Source organism: Thermomonospora umbrina, from assembly GCF_003386555.1.
Classification (GTDB): Bacteria; Actinomycetota; Actinomycetes; order Streptosporangiales; family Streptosporangiaceae; genus Thermomonospora; species Thermomonospora umbrina.
The window spans coordinates 4,341,456-4,359,229 of the sequence record NZ_QTTT01000001.1 but is presented as its reverse complement, the minus strand read 5'-3'; the positions used below and the strand labels follow the sequence as shown (position 1 = coordinate 4,359,229).

11 protein-coding genes are annotated in these 17,774 nt (G+C 72.2%); 6 read left to right on the top strand and 5 right to left on the bottom strand.

The window, feature by feature from the left end; genetic code table 11:
* Positions 1-799: 799 nt before the first annotated feature.
* Positions 800-1,459, bottom strand: coding sequence for a ribosome hibernation-promoting factor, HPF/YfiA family (gene hpf / locus DFJ69_RS19425; RefSeq protein WP_116023914.1), 660 nt, complete (start codon positions 1,457-1,459; stop codon positions 800-802).
* 1,481 nt (positions 1,460-2,940) lie between these two features.
* Entirely contained in the window at positions 2,941-3,807 is an 867-nt protein-coding gene (locus DFJ69_RS36510) for a ComF family protein (RefSeq protein WP_425453357.1), read from the bottom strand.
* On the opposite strand from DFJ69_RS36510, the gene DFJ69_RS33810 reads away from it, so the two are divergent.
* Entirely contained in the window at positions 3,806-4,129 is a 324-nt protein-coding gene (locus tag DFJ69_RS33810) for a hypothetical protein (RefSeq protein WP_147312365.1), read from the top strand. The two genes, DFJ69_RS36510 and DFJ69_RS33810, sit on opposite strands and share 2 nt — an antisense overlap.
* 1,392 nt (positions 4,130-5,521) lie before the next feature.
* On the opposite strand, the gene DFJ69_RS19405 is transcribed toward DFJ69_RS33810, so the two are convergent.
* From DFJ69_RS19405 to mtrA, 3 genes are all read right to left on the bottom strand, one after another.
* Complete coding sequence (locus DFJ69_RS19405; RefSeq protein ID WP_116023912.1) at positions 5,522-7,297, bottom strand: LpqB family beta-propeller domain-containing protein; 1,776 nt, start codon at positions 7,295-7,297, stop codon at positions 5,522-5,524.
* A gap of 79 nt (positions 7,298-7,376) precedes the next feature.
* Positions 7,377-10,154 carry an MtrAB system histidine kinase MtrB gene (gene mtrB / locus DFJ69_RS36505; protein WP_211328999.1) on the bottom strand — a complete coding sequence of 926 codons (2,778 nt, stop codon included), beginning with the start codon at positions 10,152-10,154 and terminating at the stop codon, positions 7,377-7,379.
* 177 nt (positions 10,155-10,331) lie between these two features.
* Positions 10,332-11,009 carry an MtrAB system response regulator MtrA gene (mtrA, locus tag DFJ69_RS19395; RefSeq protein ID WP_116023911.1) on the bottom strand — a complete coding sequence of 226 codons (678 nt, stop codon included), beginning with the start codon at positions 11,007-11,009 and terminating at the stop codon, positions 10,332-10,334.
* Between the two features lie 995 nt (positions 11,010-12,004).
* Between mtrA and DFJ69_RS19390 the strand changes: the two genes are divergently transcribed.
* The 5 genes from DFJ69_RS19390 to DFJ69_RS19370 all read left to right on the top strand — a co-directional run bounded on the left by DFJ69_RS19390 (position 12,005) and on the right by DFJ69_RS19370 (position 17,633).
* Complete coding sequence (locus tag DFJ69_RS19390) at positions 12,005-13,456, top strand: glycerophosphoryl diester phosphodiesterase membrane domain-containing protein (RefSeq protein WP_170177720.1); 1,452 nt, start codon at positions 12,005-12,007, stop codon at positions 13,454-13,456.
* Positions 13,456-14,130, top strand: coding sequence for a DUF4129 domain-containing protein (locus DFJ69_RS19385; protein ID WP_116026742.1), 675 nt, complete (start codon positions 13,456-13,458; stop codon positions 14,128-14,130). Before DFJ69_RS19390 ends, DFJ69_RS19385 begins: the two co-directional genes overlap by 1 nt.
* Positions 14,127-15,317 carry a DUF4350 domain-containing protein gene (locus DFJ69_RS19380; protein ID WP_116023909.1) on the top strand — a complete coding sequence of 397 codons (1,191 nt, stop codon included), beginning with the start codon at positions 14,127-14,129 and terminating at the stop codon, positions 15,315-15,317. Before DFJ69_RS19385 ends, DFJ69_RS19380 begins: the two co-directional genes overlap by 4 nt.
* 83 nt (positions 15,318-15,400) lie before the next feature.
* On the top strand, positions 15,401-16,324 hold the full coding sequence (locus DFJ69_RS19375) for an AAA family ATPase (RefSeq protein ID WP_116026741.1): 924 nt from the start codon (positions 15,401-15,403) through the stop codon (positions 16,322-16,324).
* 16 nt (positions 16,325-16,340) lie between these two features.
* On the top strand, positions 16,341-17,633 hold the full coding sequence (locus DFJ69_RS19370; RefSeq protein WP_116023908.1) for a DUF58 domain-containing protein: 1,293 nt from the start codon (positions 16,341-16,343) through the stop codon (positions 17,631-17,633).
* Positions 17,634-17,774 lie beyond the last annotated feature (141 nt).

The following is a 17,774-nucleotide window of genomic DNA, read 5'->3' as shown; positions in this document are numbered from 1 at the left end:
CCTCCACCACCCCACAGAGGCCAACCGCCGGCCACACGACAAGCCGCTTCCGCCTCACCGACGGACGAATGCGCTACCGACACCGCGCCAAGTGCCCGACCGACCCAACCACCCCACAAGAGCCAGCCGATGGCCACATATCAAGCCGCCGGCACCCTCACCGACGGGACGATCACGTTGCCGACACCGGGGTCAACGCCCGAACGACCCCAGTCGGCACCGCTTGCCATGAAGCAACCGCAAGGAGCACGCGGCAAACCGCACGTTCGCGCCGATGACCCACCCGTGTCCCCGGAATCGCGGCGCGTCGATCTGAGCCGAACGCAGGGCCGACAGCCGATCGCCGTGTCCTCAGCGCGACCGGTCGCGGGCGCATCGGACTGCCTGCCCAGGCCGCCGCTTCGGTGTCCGATCTCAGAGATTGAGCAGATCCCCTGGTCGCCGACGTCCCCACCGACGGGCGGTCACGTTGCCGACACCGGGCCAACGCCGAACGACCCCAGCCGGCACCGCTCACGATGAAACAACCGCAAGGAGCACGCGGCAAACCGCGAGTTCGCGCCGATGAGCCACCGTGGTCGCGGCATCGTCCCGGCGCGTCGGACTGAGCCGAACGCAAGAGCCCGCAGCCGATCGCCAGGGTGCGCGACCGGTGGCGTGCTCATCGGGCTGCCTGCCCGATCCGCGGGCTCCGCTCGATGCCCGGTCAGAGGTCGAGTGATGCCCTCGCCGCCGATCAATGGCGTTGTCGACTTCGGCCGGTGGCGCTCACGTCATCGGTCGAGGTGGTGGCTCCGTGTCATTCCTCTACCAGGCGGATGACCCCGTAGTCCCAGCCGCGGCGTCGGTAGACGACGCTCGGGCGGCCGCCCTCCTTGTCGAGGAACAGGAAGAAGTCGTGGCCGACGAGCTCCATCTCGTAGAGGGCCTGCTCGATCGTCATGGGGGTCGAGTAGTGGAACTTCTCGCGGACGACCACGGGGCCGTCGCCGTCCATGGGGATCGGGACGAGGTGGTCGTCCACTTCGGGCGCCTCTGCGGCCTTGACCCTCTCACGTTCCAAAGTCTCCGAGGGGACCTCGGGGAGCGGGGGGACGGGTTCGGGCAGGGGCTCCATCCTGGCGAGCTTCGCCGGGGCGCGGTTGCCGCTGCCGTGGTGGATCTTGCGTCGGTCGGCGCTGCGGCGCAGCCTCGACTCGAGCTTGTCGAGCGCGAGGTCGAGGGCCCCGTAGCGGTCCTCGGCCGCCGCCTCGGCGCGGATGGCCGGGCCGCGCGAGCGGATGGTGAGTTCGACCCGTTCCCGCCGATCGGCCTGGCGGGGATTGCGCTCCTCCGACACCTCCACGTCCACCCGGATGACCTTCTGGTTCAGTCTCTCGATCTTGGCCAGCTTGGTGTCGACGTGCTGCCGGAACCGCTCGTTGACCTCGGTGTGCCGGCCCTTCACGATGATGTCCACGTGGGACCCCCCTTCTCCCGGTTGCGATCTCCGACCGCCGCCGGGCCATGGGCCCGGGGCGGCCGACACAGCTCGGTGGGATGCACCCGCCCGGCCGACCTGGTCTTCGTCCCCACATCCGCCTGCTGAGGGTCTCGCAGCGCTCTCGCCACTACTGCCCTTCTCCCAGACCGGAGGATGTCTGATCCCCCGGCGAGGCAGGACTTACCTCTAAGGCGCACCGTGATCGGTCGACGAGAAGTCGCCTTACGTGGGCCGCTTCGCCTGCGCCTGGCATCGGCTTGCCGGATCGGCGGCGCTCCAAAGAAGCTCGTCGATCCGACGCAACCACGGACCCGGGCGGGTGCCATGTCAGGAACGCTAACCCCTTAAGCGATGAATGTCAGGAGGGTGGAGCAAGGAATAACTCACCGAACGTCATCGCCCGAACCCTCCCCGGGACCGCTCCCGTCACTCCGAGCCCCCGACATCCCTTACTGCGCAGGGCATTTCGCCCCTCTGCCCCCACGCCGGGACACGGTGGTCTGACCCTCCGGTGAGTTTGTGAAGCGAGGATCGACCGATGACCCGGTGTGGTCATCCGACCACACAGCAGTCTTCCGCGCCGTCGACTTTCCCATCTCCTGACCACGCCGAGTGACCATCCCCGCCCCATCCCCCGCGCGACCATTCTCACCGCCACCCCTCCACGCTCCCTCCCAACACCCTCACTGACCCTCACGACCGGCCTACGGCCCCGCCATGCCTCCACAAGCCCCACCCACACGCCCGCGTTCGTTCCTCGCTCCAGGGGCGCAGCCCACGAGCGCTCCCAGTGCTCGGTGCGGCACGTCGTGATCACGGGCAATCTCCCTCAGAGGAGGGACGCAGATCACGAGGGCTCCGAGTGCTCAGCGGCCCTCTCCTCGCCGGGACTCAAGCACCGCAGAAGCCGTTCACAGGCTCGACAGACACCCTCTCTGTTCGTCCGGTGGCAGCGACCTCTGTTGGTCCGGTGGCAGCGACGCGGTGATGACCACGGCGGCGATAGCCACGCCAGCGATAGCCACGGCCACGGCCACTGTCACCGCGACGGCGACGACAGCGACAGCGACAGCGACAGCGACAGCGACAGCGACGGAGCATATTGATGATCCGCCTTCCTCTGGGCGAACGCGTCGGGGCGTCCCCACCCGGCAACCCGGCACGGGGTTCATTCATGTAGACCAGGCTCAGCGGTACCTTCGCCGCCTGGCCGCGACCGTCGCCACGACCAAGACCTCGGCACCCTCCACCCTCAGCACCCGAACCGCCTCCACGAGCGTCGCCCGGACGTGATCACGTCGTCGACCACACCGACGAGAGAGGCGGCGAGAGCGGCGGCGAGAGATGTAGGTGATCTGCCTCCCCATGCGCGTAGGTGGTCCACCGCCCCATGCGTGAACGCATCAGGCGTTCCTGCCTCGGCAACCCGTCCCGAGGCCCATCCATGGGGAACACGCTCAGCGGTACCTTCGCCGCGTGGCCGCGACCGTCGCCACGGCGAAGACCTCGGCGCCCTCCGCCGTCAGTGCCCGAACCGCTTCCGCGAGGGTCGCCCCGGACGTGATCACGTCGTCGACCACGATGACCCGTCGTCCAGCAAGCCAGCCGTCGTTCTCGCGGACCCCGAGGACCGATGGCCGCCTACCTTCAGGCGGGTGCTCTTTCGTGCGACCCGTGTCGGGGCCATCTCGCTGAGCCGACGCAGTTCTGTGGTCCGGGGCCTGCGTCGCGCCGGGTCCGTGGCGGTGGGGCGGTTGCCCGGGACCAGGGCCCCGGATGCCTCCGCTCCGGCGGGCAGGTCGAACGTCCCTGGTCACCAGTCGCCGGTCAGGGACCACACGCAGCGCCCCGTCGAGGTTGGCGTGACGGGCTAGGGCGCCGAGGCTCGACTGGTCGGCGACCGGTCTGCAGTGGTGTAAGACCGCCGCGCAGGAGACAGGAAAGCCTTCCTTGCGCAGTTGCCGTACGGCGAACTCGGCAAGCTTTCGCACCGGGTCATGCCCACGTCGCCGAAGCGCCCGGGGTGCCGACGGTACTGGGACAACAAGGACCTCCAAACCATCGCCGTCGATGGATCCGCGAAGACCTCGCAGCGGTCGGGATCGGGCCGCAGAGACACGCGCATGGGCATCGGATGCGGGCAAGCGACTGCCGACCACACGCCTGTCGCCGGCGGAGCGGCGCGAGCACACCGCACCGTGGTGTGTGCCGGGACATCCGCCCCCCAAGGGAACGGCGGACACTCGCGGAGATTCGATGATCCGAAGTGGCGATTTGGCCGCACCATCAGCGGGATCCGCCACCCCCGACAAGCCGTTGGACATGCCTGCGGTCACCGTCATCGCGCCGAAGGACTCAACGATATCGCCGGACGATCCTCCTATCGCGGATGACGTTCGAAGTGCCGCACCCGGCGAGTCGTTCGCTGCCCGACAAGCCTGCGGCTCGGACGACATCGAGACGGCACACGGCCCATGGGCGGCATACGACAACGTGAAGGCGACACGGGACGACGCGACGGCAGAACACGACGGCACAGACATGGGACACAACGGCTCGGAGGCGGCACGGGACGAGGCGAAGGCGAGACCTGACAGCTTGGAGTCTGCCCTGGAGGGGTGGGAGACGGTACGGAGCACCTGGTAGGCGGATAGGTAGGGCTCTAAGGGGTGACGCGACGGCACGGAGGCGAGACACGAGGACCCGGAGTCGGCACGGGGCGACTTGAAGACGGGGAGCGTCGGATGCTGAGAGCGCAATGGGTGCCCGGGAGCTGCAGAGAACGTCGCGGGCTCCCTTGAAAGGCCACGAATCGCAGCCGACGAGGTGGTGCACGGTCGGCGCGAGTGGAGCTTCGCCGGTGGGGATTGGGGCCGTTCGGGCGTAGAGGCAGCGGCTGAAGGCGCAAACATGGTGGAGGAGCACGCGAGGGTGGCGACCCTACGTGAGGACGTGCGCCTCACCCACGAGACTCCGGCGGTGACCCGTCTGCGCAGCCCCCTGGGAAGCCGGGATGACGGCGGAGTGGATGAGGGCCTCGACAGCGCAGTAACGGGCCTAGCCGAGAGCGCGGCTGGCGCAGTGGCCGACGGGGCGGGCGCGGTCAGAGCAGTGGCGGGGGCTGCCGGGAGTGTGGGGGGCGGGAGGGCCGTGTTGACCGCCCGGGCCGCAGCAAGGCCCAGAGAGGCGGTGGACGGAGGCGCGCACCTGGTGGAGGAGCACAGGAGGGTGGCGAACCTTGGTGACGAGGAGCGCCTCACCCACGAGACTCCGGCGGTGACCCGTCCACGCAGGCCCTTGGGAAGCCGGGGTGACGGCGGAATGGACAAGGCCCCCGTCGGCGCAGTGGCGGGTCTGGCCGAGAGCCCGGGGGGCACTGTGGCGGGCGAGGCCGGAGGTGTAGAAGGCGGGGCGATCTCGGTGGAAGGCGACGCCAGAGGTCTGGAAGGCAGGGCTGACACGGTGGTAGGCGGGGCCGGAGGTGTGGAGGGCGGAGCCGACTCAGTGGAAGGCGAGGCCGGGGATGAGGAGGGCGGGTGGGCTTGGAGGGCCGCCTTGATGGATTGGGCCAGGGCTAGGCCCAGAGGGGCGGCCAGGCTGGTGCGGCCCGATTCCTTGTAGGCGTTCAGCATCCGGCGGACCGGGCCCTCGTACGCGGTGACGGACCAGGGTGGGGGCAGGCCGGCGACACCCGGTGTGGGCCGGGCGAGGCGCGGTGGGGCGGTCAGCGTGGACCGGCAAGGGGCACAGAGAGGGCCGGAGGAGCGGCGGTGGGCGGATGGGGTGGGGGAATCGTCGTTCCAGGTGAGGGGGGTCGCACAACCGCTGCAGCGTTGCGGAAGGAGCAGGGCCAACAGGGCGGCCAAGAGCGTGGTCATGCCCCGACGATGTCAATCGGTGGGCGGAGCAGAACAGAGGGTCGCCGAACTGTGGATAACCGGTCGGCACCGGGCGTTCGAGTCACCCTGGGCACAGATCAACCCGGACAGGCCGCACGCGCGGGTCAACGCATCGGCGTACGAAGCGGAAGCCCGCAGGTCAGCCCCAGTAGGTGGGGTCGGAGCCGAGAGGGTCGCAGTTCCACTCGCCGAAGCGCCACTCGCGGAGGTTGCTCTGGCGGCAGATGCTGTTCTTGCCGTTGTTCTCGGCCCCGATGATGATGCGGGAGTTGGGGGCGGCGGTGATGGACTTGGCCTCGCCGAGGATGCCGCTGCCGATGGGGGTGATGGAGCCGCCGCTGACCGGTACCGAGTACGGCGTCACCTGGGTCGCGGTGGCCTTGGTCCTGCCCAGGACGGCCAGCGCGCTGGAGTCGCTCCAGGCCAGGTCGACGGCGTCCACGAGCTCGGAGCTGATGGGCAGGAACCGGCCGACCTCGATCACGCCGCCGGCGCTGCGGACGATGCGGCCGAGGCGGAGCTGCCGGCTGCCACCGATCTTCACGATGACGGCGACGCGTACACCGTCGCGGGCCACCCGCAGCGCCAGCACCTCGTGGCCGGACAGCTCCCACCTGGCCACGCGGATCGGTTGCCGGCCCTCGGGCCGCACCCACAGGGTCGAGCCGGTGCGGAAGGACTCCACGGTCCACAACGCGCCCCGGTGGTCCCAGGAGGGCGGTGTGAGCCTGCCGTCGGGGTGCTGGGCCTCCAGGACGGGACGCACCGGCACACCGCCGAGGAGGTCGCCGCTGAGCACCGTGTCACCGGCCGAGTCGAGCCCGGCGATGAGCCGGTCGGAGGACAGCGCGGGGCGGTACAGGTGATCGTCACCCTTCGTGCCGGTGGCGATCGCGTCGTTGTCGAGCAGTTGGTGCGGGCGTCCGTCGGCTCCGCGCAGGTAGGCGATCTCCTCGGTGCGCCCGCGTGACGTGTCGGAGTTGAAGCGCTCCCACTCCTCCGCCGACTGGATCTGGCCCAGCCCGCCCGGGTCGATGGTGTCGCCGTCGATCTGCATCTTGACCTGCCGGACCTCGGGCAGCCGCTGCAGCGTCCAGGTCAACTGGGCGGCCATCCGTTCCTCGCCGCCCAGGTGGGCCTCCGAGCTGAGGTCGACGGTGGCGATTCCCTCGGAGATGGAGATGCCCCGCAGCCGGGTGCCCGCCGGGAAGAAGCTGCGCACGGCCGGTTTCAGCCACGTCGTCGGCCCGGCGAGCAGCGCCTGCACCAGTTGCCGGGGAAGTTCCTGCCGGTTGACCAGCGGCAGCGAAATGCCGTTCGGTACGAGAACGTTGCCGTCGGGCTCGAAGAAGTAGAGGTTCAGCACACGGAACGCCCGGTCCACGTCGCTCCCGCTGAGCAGCAGCCCGCGCTGGAGTTCCGTCGGCACTCGGTTGATCCGCCACTGGGCGTTGGCGTCGCGCACCAGCCCGAACGACGTCACGTAGGTCGTGCCGGACTGTGCGGTGTACTGACCGTCCGAGGCGATGTGGCCGAGCCGCGTGGCCGCCACCTGGACCAGGGTGCCGCCGTTCTGCTGCGACAGGCTCGGGGCGCTCTCGGTGACGATCACCTCCGGCCGCGGCCCGGGCCGCCAGGACGCGTTGGCCGTCGGCGTCAGGTACTCGCGGGCCACCTCGTGGTCGTTATTGAACCCGGCGGCGGCGGTGAGGAAGCCCTTGACGATGTCGTCCGGCGTCCAGTTGTGACGCGGCCGGACGGGAACGAGCCGCACGTACGGCTCCGCGATCGGCTCGGCCCGCTCGGCGGAACGCCCGGAGACCACCCGACCACCGCTCGGCACGCTGGCGCACCCGGCCAGACAGGCCAGCGCCACCACGCCGCCGAGGATCCGCACCGCCCTACGCGACCTCATCCACCGACCTCCGGCCCGCAGGGCCTAAGCCCGCCGGGCCTCACCCCGTCGACCGCGAGCGCGGCCCGGACACCCGGCCTCATGCCCCGCCCCCCGACCCGTTGCGCGCCTCACCGTCGCCGTCCTCGCCGTCGAGATCCCGAGGTACGGGCCCGGCCCGCCCCTCCTCGTGACCAGAACCGTCGAGCCCCTCGACGTCCGCCCTAGGACCAGTGCCCGCAGCATCCGCGACGTGTACGGGGGAAGCCCCTCCCCCGGACACATCGGTACGTCCACGTCCCGCCGTCTCACGCCCCGGCCCGCCCCGAGGCGGCCCGTCCACCGGCGGCTCCCCAAAGCCGGGGCCCTCCAACCCAGGGCCGACCATGTCGGAACCGTCCGCACCGCCCGCCAGGCCGGAATCCCACAGCCCGTCACCCACATCGGCCTGCGCCCCGCCCTCAACCCCCACAGGAGACACCGGCGAACCGGACCCGCCGGAAGACCCAAGAATGGACGAGCCGCGCTCCTCCGCGCCACCCGTCAGGCCAGAACCCGGCAGGCCAGGACCCGAACGACCGCCCCCCGATTCGGTGTCCAGCGGACCCTCACCCGCAACGGCGGGCGTCAGAGCCTCAAGGTCGTCGGAAGGTCGCAGCGTCAACTCGTACACGGCATCCGCCAGGCCATCGGCCGGATCACCCTGCGCCGCACCTCCCGGCGGAGACGCAGGCGGACCGGCATCGTCGGAAGGGCGCGACGTCAACTCGTACGCGCCATCCGCCAGGCCATCAGCCGGATCACCCTGCACCGCACCTCCGGGCGGGGACGCCGGCGGGCCGGAGTTGTCGGAAGGGCCCGAAGTCGACGAGCCGTGCCCGCCCGCGCCGACCGCCAGGCCAAGACCCGACAGGCCGCCGCCCGAGTCGGCCCGCACCGGGCCCTCGCCCCCCACGGCGAACTTCACCGCCTCGGAATCGTCGGAAGGACCCGAGGTCGACGAACCGTGCCCGCCCGCGCCGACCGCCAGGCCAAGACCCGAGGGGTCGTCGCCCGAGTCGGCCCCCACCGGGCCCTCATCGCCCACGGGAGACGTCAGGGCCCCCGAGTCGGCGGAGGGCTGCAGGGGCGACGTGCCGAGCTCGTACGTCACCGTGTGCGGACGGGGGCCGGTCGGGTCGTTGACGGGCTCCCCGGGGCGGTCGGGGGATGGGGCGGCCGGGTCGCCGGAGGGGTCGGGCTGGTCGGAGGCGGGGAGGCCGCTGAAGGCGGTGCGGGGGAGGTCGGTCTCCGGGGGGACCAAGGGGAGCGGGGAGCCGCGGAGTTCCGTGCCTGCGGTGCGGGGCAGCGAGAGGCGGAACTGGGAGCCCTTGCCCGGCTCGCCCCAGGCCTGGAGCCAGCCGCCGTGGAGTTGGGCGTCCTCGCGGGCGATGGACAGGCCGAGGCCGGTGCCGCCGGTGGTGCGGGCGCGGGCGGGGTCGGCGCGCCAGAAGCGGTCGAAGACCATCTGGGCCTCGCCGGGCTTGAGGCCGACGCCGTGGTCGCGGACGGCCATGGCGACGGCGTCGCGGTCGGCGCCGACCGAGACGACGATGTCCTCGCCCTCGCCGTGTTCGACGGCGTTGACCAGGAGGTTGCGCAGGATGCGTTCGACGCGGCGGCGGTCGACCTCGGCCATGCAGGGCTCGCCGGGAAGCTGCAGGACCAGCTTGGAGCCCTTGCGCTCGGCGAGGCCCTCGGTGTCGCCGACGGCGCGCAGGACCAGGTCGCGGACGTCGACGGACTCGGCGTCCAGGGTGGCGGCGCCGGCGTCGTGGCGGCTGATCTCCAGCAGGTCGGCCAAGAGGGACTCGAACCGTTCGAGCTGGCTCTGCAGCAGCTCCGCGGAGCGGCCGACGGCGGGGTCGCCGAAGTGCTCGCGGTGCTCGTACAGCATGTCGGCGGCGATCCGGATGGTGGTCAGCGGGGTGCGCAGCTCGTGCGAGACGTCCGAGACGAACTGCCGCTGGACCTGGGAGAGCTCCTGGAGCTCGACGATCTTCTCCTGCAGGTTGCCGGCCATGTCGTTGAACGAGGCGGCCAGGCGGGCCAGGTCGTCGTCGCCGCGCACCTTCATGCGTTCGCCGAGCCGGCCGGCGGCGAGGCGTTCGGCGGCCCCGGCGGCCAGCCGTACCGGGATCACGACCTGGCGGGTGACCAGCGAGGCGATGGCGGCCAGCAGCACCACCAGCACGGCGCTGACGCCGACCAGGGTGTTGGCCACGGTCGTCAGCGTGTCCTGCTCCTGGGTCAGCGGGAACAGGTAGTAGAGCTCGTAACGGCCGTCGCCCGCCCCGACGACCAGGCCCGGGGCCGACTCCCTGCCGATGTAGGAGATCTCGCTGTAGGTGCTGTGCCGGCTGCCGATGCGGTCGCCGCTGACCTGCTTGCGCAGCCGTTCGGGGACGCTCTGCGGCAGCACCTCGTTGGTGGAGTAGCCGTCGAAGAACTGCTCGCGGGTGTCGCGGACGTAGACCTCGTAGAGGCCGGAGGGGCCGCTGCGGGCCGTGAGCTGCTTGGTGACGTCGTTCAGGGTGACCCCGGGGACGCGGCCTGGCGACAGATCCCGCTGGAGGATGCTCAGGCCCTCGTCGAGTTGCAGGAGGGCGCTCTTCTCCTTGCCCTCCAGGAGGGCGGTGGTGATCTGCTGCATGAGGAAGACGCCGAGGATGGCCACGACGACCGCGGAGATCAGCAGCGTCCACGTGACGACCCGTACCTGGATGGACCGCCGCCACCGCGCGTACAGCCGCAGCACCACGCGGCGGAACAGGCGTCGGCCGGCGCCGAGCCCGCGTCGGGTGACCCGCCGGGCGCGGGTCAGCCGGTGCGTGCGCAGGCCCGCCGCGACCCGGGGAGCGCCGACGCGGCCCCGAGGGGCGGACGGTCCGGGTGGACGGAGCCGGCCGCGGGCGCGGGTCACCGGACCCAGGGCGCCGCGCGCCCGGGCCGGCGGGGAGTCCACGCCGTCGCGGCCGGTCTTCGCTGTCACGGAGGGGTCCAGGGGCGGGCCGCGCTAGGCGGGACCCGCCTTGTAGCCGACGCCGCGGACGGTGACCACGATCTCCGGGTGCTCGGGATCCTTTTCGATCTTGGCCCGGAGCCGCTGCACGTGGACGTTCACCAGCCGGGTGTCGGCGGCGTGCCGATAGCCCCAGACCTGCTCGAGCAGGACCTCGCGGGTGAACACCTGGCGCGGCTTGCGGGCCAGCGCCACCAGCAGGTCGAACTCCAGCGGGGTCAGCGGGATGTGCTTGTCGCCGCGCTTGACCGAGTGCCCCGCCACGTCGATCGTGATGTCGCCGATCTGCAGCGTCTCGGGGGCCGGCTCGTCGGTGCGGCGCAGTCTCGCCCGCACCCGCGCGACCAGCTCCTTGGGCTTGAAGGGCTTGACGATGTAGTCGTCGGCGCCCGACTCGAGCCCCAGCACCACGTCCACCGTGTCGCTCTTGGCGGTGAGCATCACGATCGGGATGCCGGACTCGGCCCGGATCTGGCGGCACACGTCGATCCCGTCCGCGCCGGGCAGCATCAGGTCGAGCAGCACGAGATCGGGCCGGGTCTCCCGGAACGCCTCGAGCGCCTTGTCCCCATCGTGGACGAACGACGGCTCGAAGCCCTCGCCCCGCAGGACGATGCCGAGCATCTCGGCGAGAGCGAGGTCGTCGTCGACGACCAGTACGCGTCCTCTCATGGCCCTCATCGTTACATGTAGTCAGGAGGTGATCCGCCGATGAGCTCAGCCTGTGGAAAACCGGCCCTCGTCAGGCACCGGATGGGCTCGACTGCCCTCCAATGACCCTGTTCGGCGTCTCTTGGGGAGTTAGGCTACCTCCGTTCACCTCGTAGATGACCCGTTCGGCAGCACGTTCGTCACCCCCGCGGGGTGGGGCGGCGCGCGATGGGGCCCGTAAGACAGGACTCCCGGACGGTACCGGCGGTTGTCCCGAGACCCGCCCGATTCCCGTACCGACGACGCCCGGGCCTCCGCGTTCCCGGTCTGCGGGACCACACTGCGTGACGATGCCGGGGACGGATGCACCGTGCGCGGACATTCCCGGTGATCATTTGTCCTGTCGGTGATGGATGACCGACACTGGCCGCGGACGCGCCCCGCGACACGGCTCCGCGCCCGGTTCCGTCGCCGACCGGAACGGACCGAGCGCCGGTCGCCGGTCGCCCGGCCGGGGGGGTCGAACGACCGACGTCCCGTCCGGTGGAACGGCCGGGCCGGCCGGACCCCGCCGGGTCGGACCCTGGGCGGGTGGACCGGCCGACGGAGGGCGAATCCGATCTTTCGGTCGTGCTCCACGAAAGGGTCGCGAACGAAGTCGTCGGCGTGGGATCGGAGACGTCCGATCTCCGGTCACGCCGTACCTAATACCGCCGAATGCCAGGCGACACGGGCGGCGCGCGAGTACCCTGCGTGGCAGTTCGAGCGCATGATGCGATGTTCGCCGAGTTCGTCCCGGGGCCCGGCCGCGTGCCGGTGGCGACGTGGGTTCGGTGATCTGCAGGTGGGATCTCGAGGGGGGAGGCTGAGATGGGGATTTCGTGGATATGACCTGAACGCGGACGAGTCGGTGATCGAGCGGGCAATCCCGACCGGCTGATCGTGACAGGATGGGCCCCCACGAGGTCATCGGCGGGGGTCCGCGCATCGGATCCCCGGGGGCGGGGAGCTTGGAGATGTCGGGTCCGCGGGCATGGACGGCACCCGGCTCGACCGTGCCGTCCGAACGGCCCGGCGACGGAACGCCGAACGCGGGATCACCGCGCGCCGAAGCGTCCGCACCGGAGACGCGGTCGGGTGTCGACGGAGGCTCGGAGGTGGGCGGGGCCGCCCATCCGGCCTCCGGTGCCGCAGGGACCGCGGGGGCGGCCGAGGCCGCGCCCGACCGGGCCGAACTGCTCGGTGGGGACATCCCCTTCCGGCCGCTGGGCATCGCGGAGATCCTGGACGGGTCGATCGCCTGCATCCGCCGCAACCCGCGCGCGATCCTGGGGCTGTCGGTCCTGATCACCGGCGTCATCCAGGTGCTCAACAGCGTGGGCGGCTACCTGCTGCTCGGCGACCGGGCGGGAGACGACCTGACCCCGGACCCGGTGATGCGCTCGGTCGGCGACCAGTTCGCGCTGGCGCTGCTGGGCCTGCTGGTGTCGGCGTACGGGACGCTCGTGCTGGCCGGGCTGTTGAGCCCCGCGTTGAGCAGGACGCTGTTCGAACGGCCCGCGCCGCTGCGTCAGGTGTGGCGGGACACCCGTCCGGTGTTCGCCCGGCTGCTGGGGACGGCGGCCGTGGTGCTGGGCGTCTCGTTGCTGGGCGCGGTGGTGCCGCTGCTGCCGTTCGTCCTGGTGCTCGTCACCGACGGGCCGCCGGCGGTCGGGGTGCTGGCGGGGCTGTTCGGCTTCCCGGTGGGGCTGGCGCTGATGGTCTGGCTCTACGTGCTGTGGGTCCTCGCGGTGCCGGCCGTGGTGCTGGAACGGCAGACGGTGCGCGGGGCGCTGAGCCGCGCCTTCCAGTTGTCGCGTCGACGCTGGTGGCGGACCTGCGGCACGCTGCTGCTGGCGCTGCTGATCACGATCTTCATGGGGTTCCTGGCGCTGCGGATCCCGTTCCTGGTGCTGCAGCTCGTCCTGTTCGGGGACGGCACCGGCGAGGGGCCCGTGCTGGGGGCTCTGGCCGTCGACACGCTCGGCCGCATCGTGAGCTGGTCGCTGATCACCCCGTTCGACGCCGGCGTGATCGCCCTGCTGTACATCGACCGCCGGATGCGTCGCGAGGGCTTCGACCTGGACGTCATGACGCGGGGCCGCACCGCCGGGCCGGACGCCCTGCCCGGCGCCGAGTCCGCCGATGGGCTGGACGTCTGGCGTCCCGTGGACTTCCCGAGGGCGGCCGCCTATCCGCCGCTCCCGGACCGGCCCCCTCATCCCTTCGCTCCGCCCGTGGGCCCGTGGGGTCAAGGCCCCCCGCAGCCTTACCCGGTGGGCACTCCGATCCAGCCTCCGGGCGGGCCTCATCTCCCCGGCGGATACGGCGCACAGCACGGCCACAGGGGCCCGCCCCCCGGCCATACGCCGCACGCGCCGCAGCCACCGCGGGCCGCCCCGCCGAACGAGTGGGGTGGGGCGGGCTGATGGGCCGGATCGAGGCGGTGACGAGGATGGACCCGATCGGCCGGGACGAGGCGCGGGAGCAGGCCCGGCGGGAGCTCGAGAAGTCGATCTACCACCGGGACGAGCCGTCCTGGCTGGAGCGGGCCTGGCGGCGGTTCGAAGAGTGGCTGAACGAGCTGTTCCAGGAGGCCGCCGACCCGGCCGCGCCCGGCAACGGGGGCGGCTGGCTGTCGTTGGTGATCATCGTGCTGTTGGTCGCCGTGCTGGTGGGGCTGGTCGCCTGGCTGATGCGGGGACGGTTCAACATCCGCTCTTCGCAGGACGCGCTGCTGGACGATCTGCCGTCCACCGCGAAGGACCACCGGACGGCCGCCGAGGGGCACGCCGCGGCCGGGCGATGGGCCGAGGCCGTTCGGGAGCGGCTCCGCGCGATCGCCCGCGACCTGGAGGAACGGGTGATCCTGGACGCACGGCCCGGGCGGACCGCCGACGAGTTGGCGGCGGAGGCCGGCCTGGCGCTACCCGACCACGCCGACGCGCTCGCCGCCGGGGTGCGGATCTTCGACGACGTCTGGTACGGGGACCGGCCCGGGACGCGCGAGGGATACGCCACGCTGGTCGCCCTCGACGACGCCCTGCGTTCGGCGAAGCCGAGGCCCCTCGCGACCGCAGAGCACGCGGGAGCCCCCGCATGACCGCGCCCGCCCCCGCGAGCGGTGCCCGCACCGCGGTCCCGACGGCCGGTCAGGTGGCCGGGCGGCGCTGGCGCTCGTCGCGGGCCGTGGTGTTCGTGCTGCTGGCGCTGGTCGCGCTGGCCGTGGCCATCGCCGCGATGCAGCCGTCGGTCGAGGCGCAGTACCTCGATCCGGAGTCGCCGAGCCAGGGCGGTTCCCGGGCGCTCGCCGAGATCTTCGAACGGCGCGACTCCTCGGTGCGGACGGTCCGGAACGCCGGCGACGCGCTCGAGGCCGCCGCGCCCGGAACGCTGCTCATGATCGTGCAATCGGAGCGTCTGACGGAGGAGGAGTTGGCGTCCCTGCGCGCCACCCGGGCGAACCTGCTGCTCGTCGAGCCCTCCCAGGACACCCTGAACGCGCTGGCGCCCCGGGTGGAGCCGGCGACGCGCTCCTTCGAGAAGGTCGCCCCGCCGAGCTGCGGCCTCGACGCCGCCGTCCGCGCCGGCGACGTCCACTTCGGGCTGTCGGAGGTCTACCTCGCCCCGCCCGACGCCGCCCGGTGCTACCTCAGCGACGGCATGCCCCGCCTCGTACGGATCCAGGACGGCGAGCGCACCGTCACCGTGCTGGGCGCCGGCGCGCCGCTGACCAACGAGCACCTGGACGACGAGGGCAACGCCGCGTTGGCCATGAACCTGATGGACGCCGGCGCCCCGGTGGTCTGGCTGATCCCGGACCTCCCCGAGCCCGGCAGCACGAGCGCCCGGTCGTGGCAGGACCTCGTTCCGTCCCAGGTCTGGCTGTTCGTCCTGCAGGTGGGTGTCGCGGTGGTGCTGGTGGCGCTGTGGCGGATGCGGCGGTTCGGTCCGGTGGTGGCCGAGGCGCTGCCGGTGGTCGTACGCTCCGCCGAGACGGTGGAGGGCCGTTCACGGCTCTACCGGGCGCACCGGGCGCGGGGCCGGGCGGCCGAGGCGCTGCGGGCGGGCGCGCGGGACCGGCTGGTCCCCCTGCTGGGGCTGCCGCGCGGCGCCGCGCAGGACCCGGCGATGGCGCAGGAGATCGTGTCCGCCGTGGCGCAGCGGTCGCGGTGGGACGAGCACGTGATCGGCGGGGCCCTGTACGGTCCCGAGCCCGTGGACGACGTTCAGCTCGTCGGGCTCACCGACTTCCTCGACGACCTCGAAAGGCAGGTACGCCAGTCGTGAACGATCCGGTCGAGCTCCATGAGGAGCCCGAAGCAGCGTCCCTTCCGGCGGACACCGGCGACACCGCGGACGCCCGGCAGGCGCTGACGGCGCTGCGGAGCGAGGTCGCCAAGGCCGTCGTGGGCCAGGACGCGGTGGTCACCGGGCTGGTGATCGCGTTGCTGTGCCGGGGTCACGTGCTGCTGGAGGGCGTGCCGGGAACGGCCAAGACGCTGCTGGTCCGCACGTTGGCGCAGACGCTGCACCTGGACTTCAAGCGGGTGCAGTTCACCCCGGACCTGATGCCCGGCGACGTCACGGGGTCGTTGATCTACGACAACCGGACGGCGGAGTTCGAGTTCCGCGAGGGCCCGGTGTTCACCAACCTGCTGCTGGCCGACGAGATCAACCGGACGCCGCCCAAGACCCAGGCGTCGCTGCTGGAGGCGATGGAGGAGCGCCAGGTGTCGGTGGAGGGCGTCCCGCGTCCGCTGCCCGCCCCGTTCATGGTCTGCGCCACCCAGAACCCGATCGAGTACGAGGGCACCTATCCGTTGCCGGAGGCCCAGCTCGACCGGTTCCTGCTGAAGCTGACCGTTCCGGTGCCGTCCCGCGACGAGGAGATCGCGGTGCTGCAGCGGCACGCGGAGGGCTTCGACCCGCGCGACCTGTCGAAGGTGAACGCCGTCGCCGGGGCGGTCGAGCTGGAGGCGGGCCAGGCGGGTGTCCGCACCGTGCACGTGGACCCCAAGGTCAGCGGGTACGTGGTGGACCTGTGCCGGGCCACCCGCCAGTCCCCGTCCCTCCAGCTCGGCGTCTCCCCGCGTGGCGCGACGGCGCTGCTGGCGACCGCGCGGGCGTGGGCGTGGCTGTCGGGCCGCGACTACGTGACGCCGGACGACGCCAAGGCGCTGGCCCGCCCGACCCTCCGGCACCGCGTTCAGCTCCGTCCGGAGGCCGAACTGGAGGGCGCCACCACCGACGGTGTCCTGGAGGGCATCCTCAACACCGTCCTGGTCCCGCGTTGACGATGAGGGGCGTGCGATGGCGCTGACCGGACGGCTGGGGCTGCTGGCCGCGCTCGGCGCGGTGATGCCGTTGGTGCTGCCCGGCTGGTGGACGCTGATCGCGGTGTGGGCGGTGCTGGCGGCCGGGGTGGCCGTCGATCTCGCGCTGGCCGGGAACGTCCGGCGGCTCGGGCTGCACCGGGCGGGCGACACGAACGTCCGGCTGGGCGAGACCGCGACGGTGTCGCTGATCGTGGAGAACCTGGGGCGGCGTCGCGTTCGCGGCATGCTGCGGGACGCCTGGCCGCCGAGCGCGGTCTCCTCGCCCCGCACGGTGCCGCTCAGCGTGGCGTCCGGCGAACGGCAGCGGGTCGTGACGACGCTGCGGCCGACCCGGCGGGGCGACCGTGAGGCCGTCACGGTGACCCTCCGGTCGGTGGGGCCGCTCGGGCTCGCGGCCCGGCAGCTCAACCGGCCCGCGCCGTGGACGCTGCGGGTGCTGCCCGGCTTCCCGTCCCGGCGTCACCTGCCGGGGAAGCTGGCCAAGCTGCGGGAGCTGACCGGTCAGCACGTGGCGCTGATCCGGGGGCAGGGCACCGAGTTCGACTCGCTGCGCGAGTACGTGGACGGCGACGACGTCCGTTCGATCGACTGGCGCGCCACCGCGCGCCGCGCCGACGTGGTGGTCCGCACCTGGCGCCCGGAACGCGACCGGCGGATCTACCTGGTGCTCGACACGGGCCGCACCTCGGCCGGACGGGTCGGCGACATCCCCCGGCTGGACTGCTCCATGGACGCCGCGCTGCTGCTGGGGGCGCTCGCCTCGCGCGCGGGCGACCGGGTGGACCTGCTCGCCTACGACCGGCGTGTGCGGACCCGGGTGGAGGGTGTCAGCGGACGCGGGATCCTGCCCGCGATGGTGCAGGCGATGGCCCCGCTGGAGCCCGAGCTGATCGAGTCGGACGCCGCCGGGATGGTCTCCACGATCATGTCCCGGGTCCGGCAGCGCTGCCTGGTGGTGCTCCTCACCGAGCTCAACACGGCCGCCATCGAGGAGGGCCTGCTCCCCCTGTTGCCGCAGCTCACCGCCCGCCACCTGGTCATGGTCGCCGCGGTCGCCGACCCGCGCGTCGGGGAGATGGCCGAGGCCAGGGGCGACCTGGCCGCCGTCTACGACGCGGCCGCCGCCGAACGCGCCCGGACCGACCGCCGACGCCTCACCGCCGAGCTGCGCCGCTACGGGGTCGAGGTCGTGGACGCCGCCCCCGCCGACCTGGCCCCCGCCCTCGCCGACGCCTACCTGGCCCTCAAGGCCGCCGGCCGCCTCTGACCGCACCGGCCCGGGCCGCCGACGCGAAGGCCGGGCGTCCCAGGAGCGGTGACCGCCCGAGCCCCTGGGTGCGTACGCGAGCGCGTCCAACCGGTCCGCCGGCGCGCGAGGCGAGTGCCCGCAGCGGCCGGCTCCGGTGAC

What these genes read in the sequence shown, in the direction of transcription:
- DFJ69_RS33810 (WP_147312365.1), top strand. Translation starts at nt 3,806, where the DNA reads ATGCCTGCGGTCACCGTCATCGCGCCGAAGGACTCAACGATATCGCCG.
- DFJ69_RS36510 (WP_425453357.1), bottom strand. Translation starts at nt 3,807, where the DNA reads ATGTCCAACGGCTTGTCGGGGGTGGCGGATCCCGCTGATGGTGCGGCC.
- DFJ69_RS19405 (WP_116023912.1), bottom strand. Translation starts at nt 7,297, where the DNA reads ATGAGGTCGCGTAGGGCGGTGCGGATCCTCGGCGGCGTGGTGGCGCTG.
- mtrA (WP_116023911.1), bottom strand. Translation starts at nt 11,009, where the DNA reads ATGAGAGGACGCGTACTGGTCGTCGACGACGACCTCGCTCTCGCCGAG.
- DFJ69_RS19390 (WP_170177720.1), top strand. Translation starts at nt 12,005, where the DNA reads ATGTCGGGTCCGCGGGCATGGACGGCACCCGGCTCGACCGTGCCGTCC.
- DFJ69_RS19385 (WP_116026742.1), top strand. Translation starts at nt 13,456, where the DNA reads ATGGGCCGGATCGAGGCGGTGACGAGGATGGACCCGATCGGCCGGGAC.
- DFJ69_RS19380 (WP_116023909.1), top strand. Translation starts at nt 14,127, where the DNA reads ATGACCGCGCCCGCCCCCGCGAGCGGTGCCCGCACCGCGGTCCCGACG.
- DFJ69_RS19370 (WP_116023908.1), top strand. Translation starts at nt 16,341, where the DNA reads ATGGCGCTGACCGGACGGCTGGGGCTGCTGGCCGCGCTCGGCGCGGTG.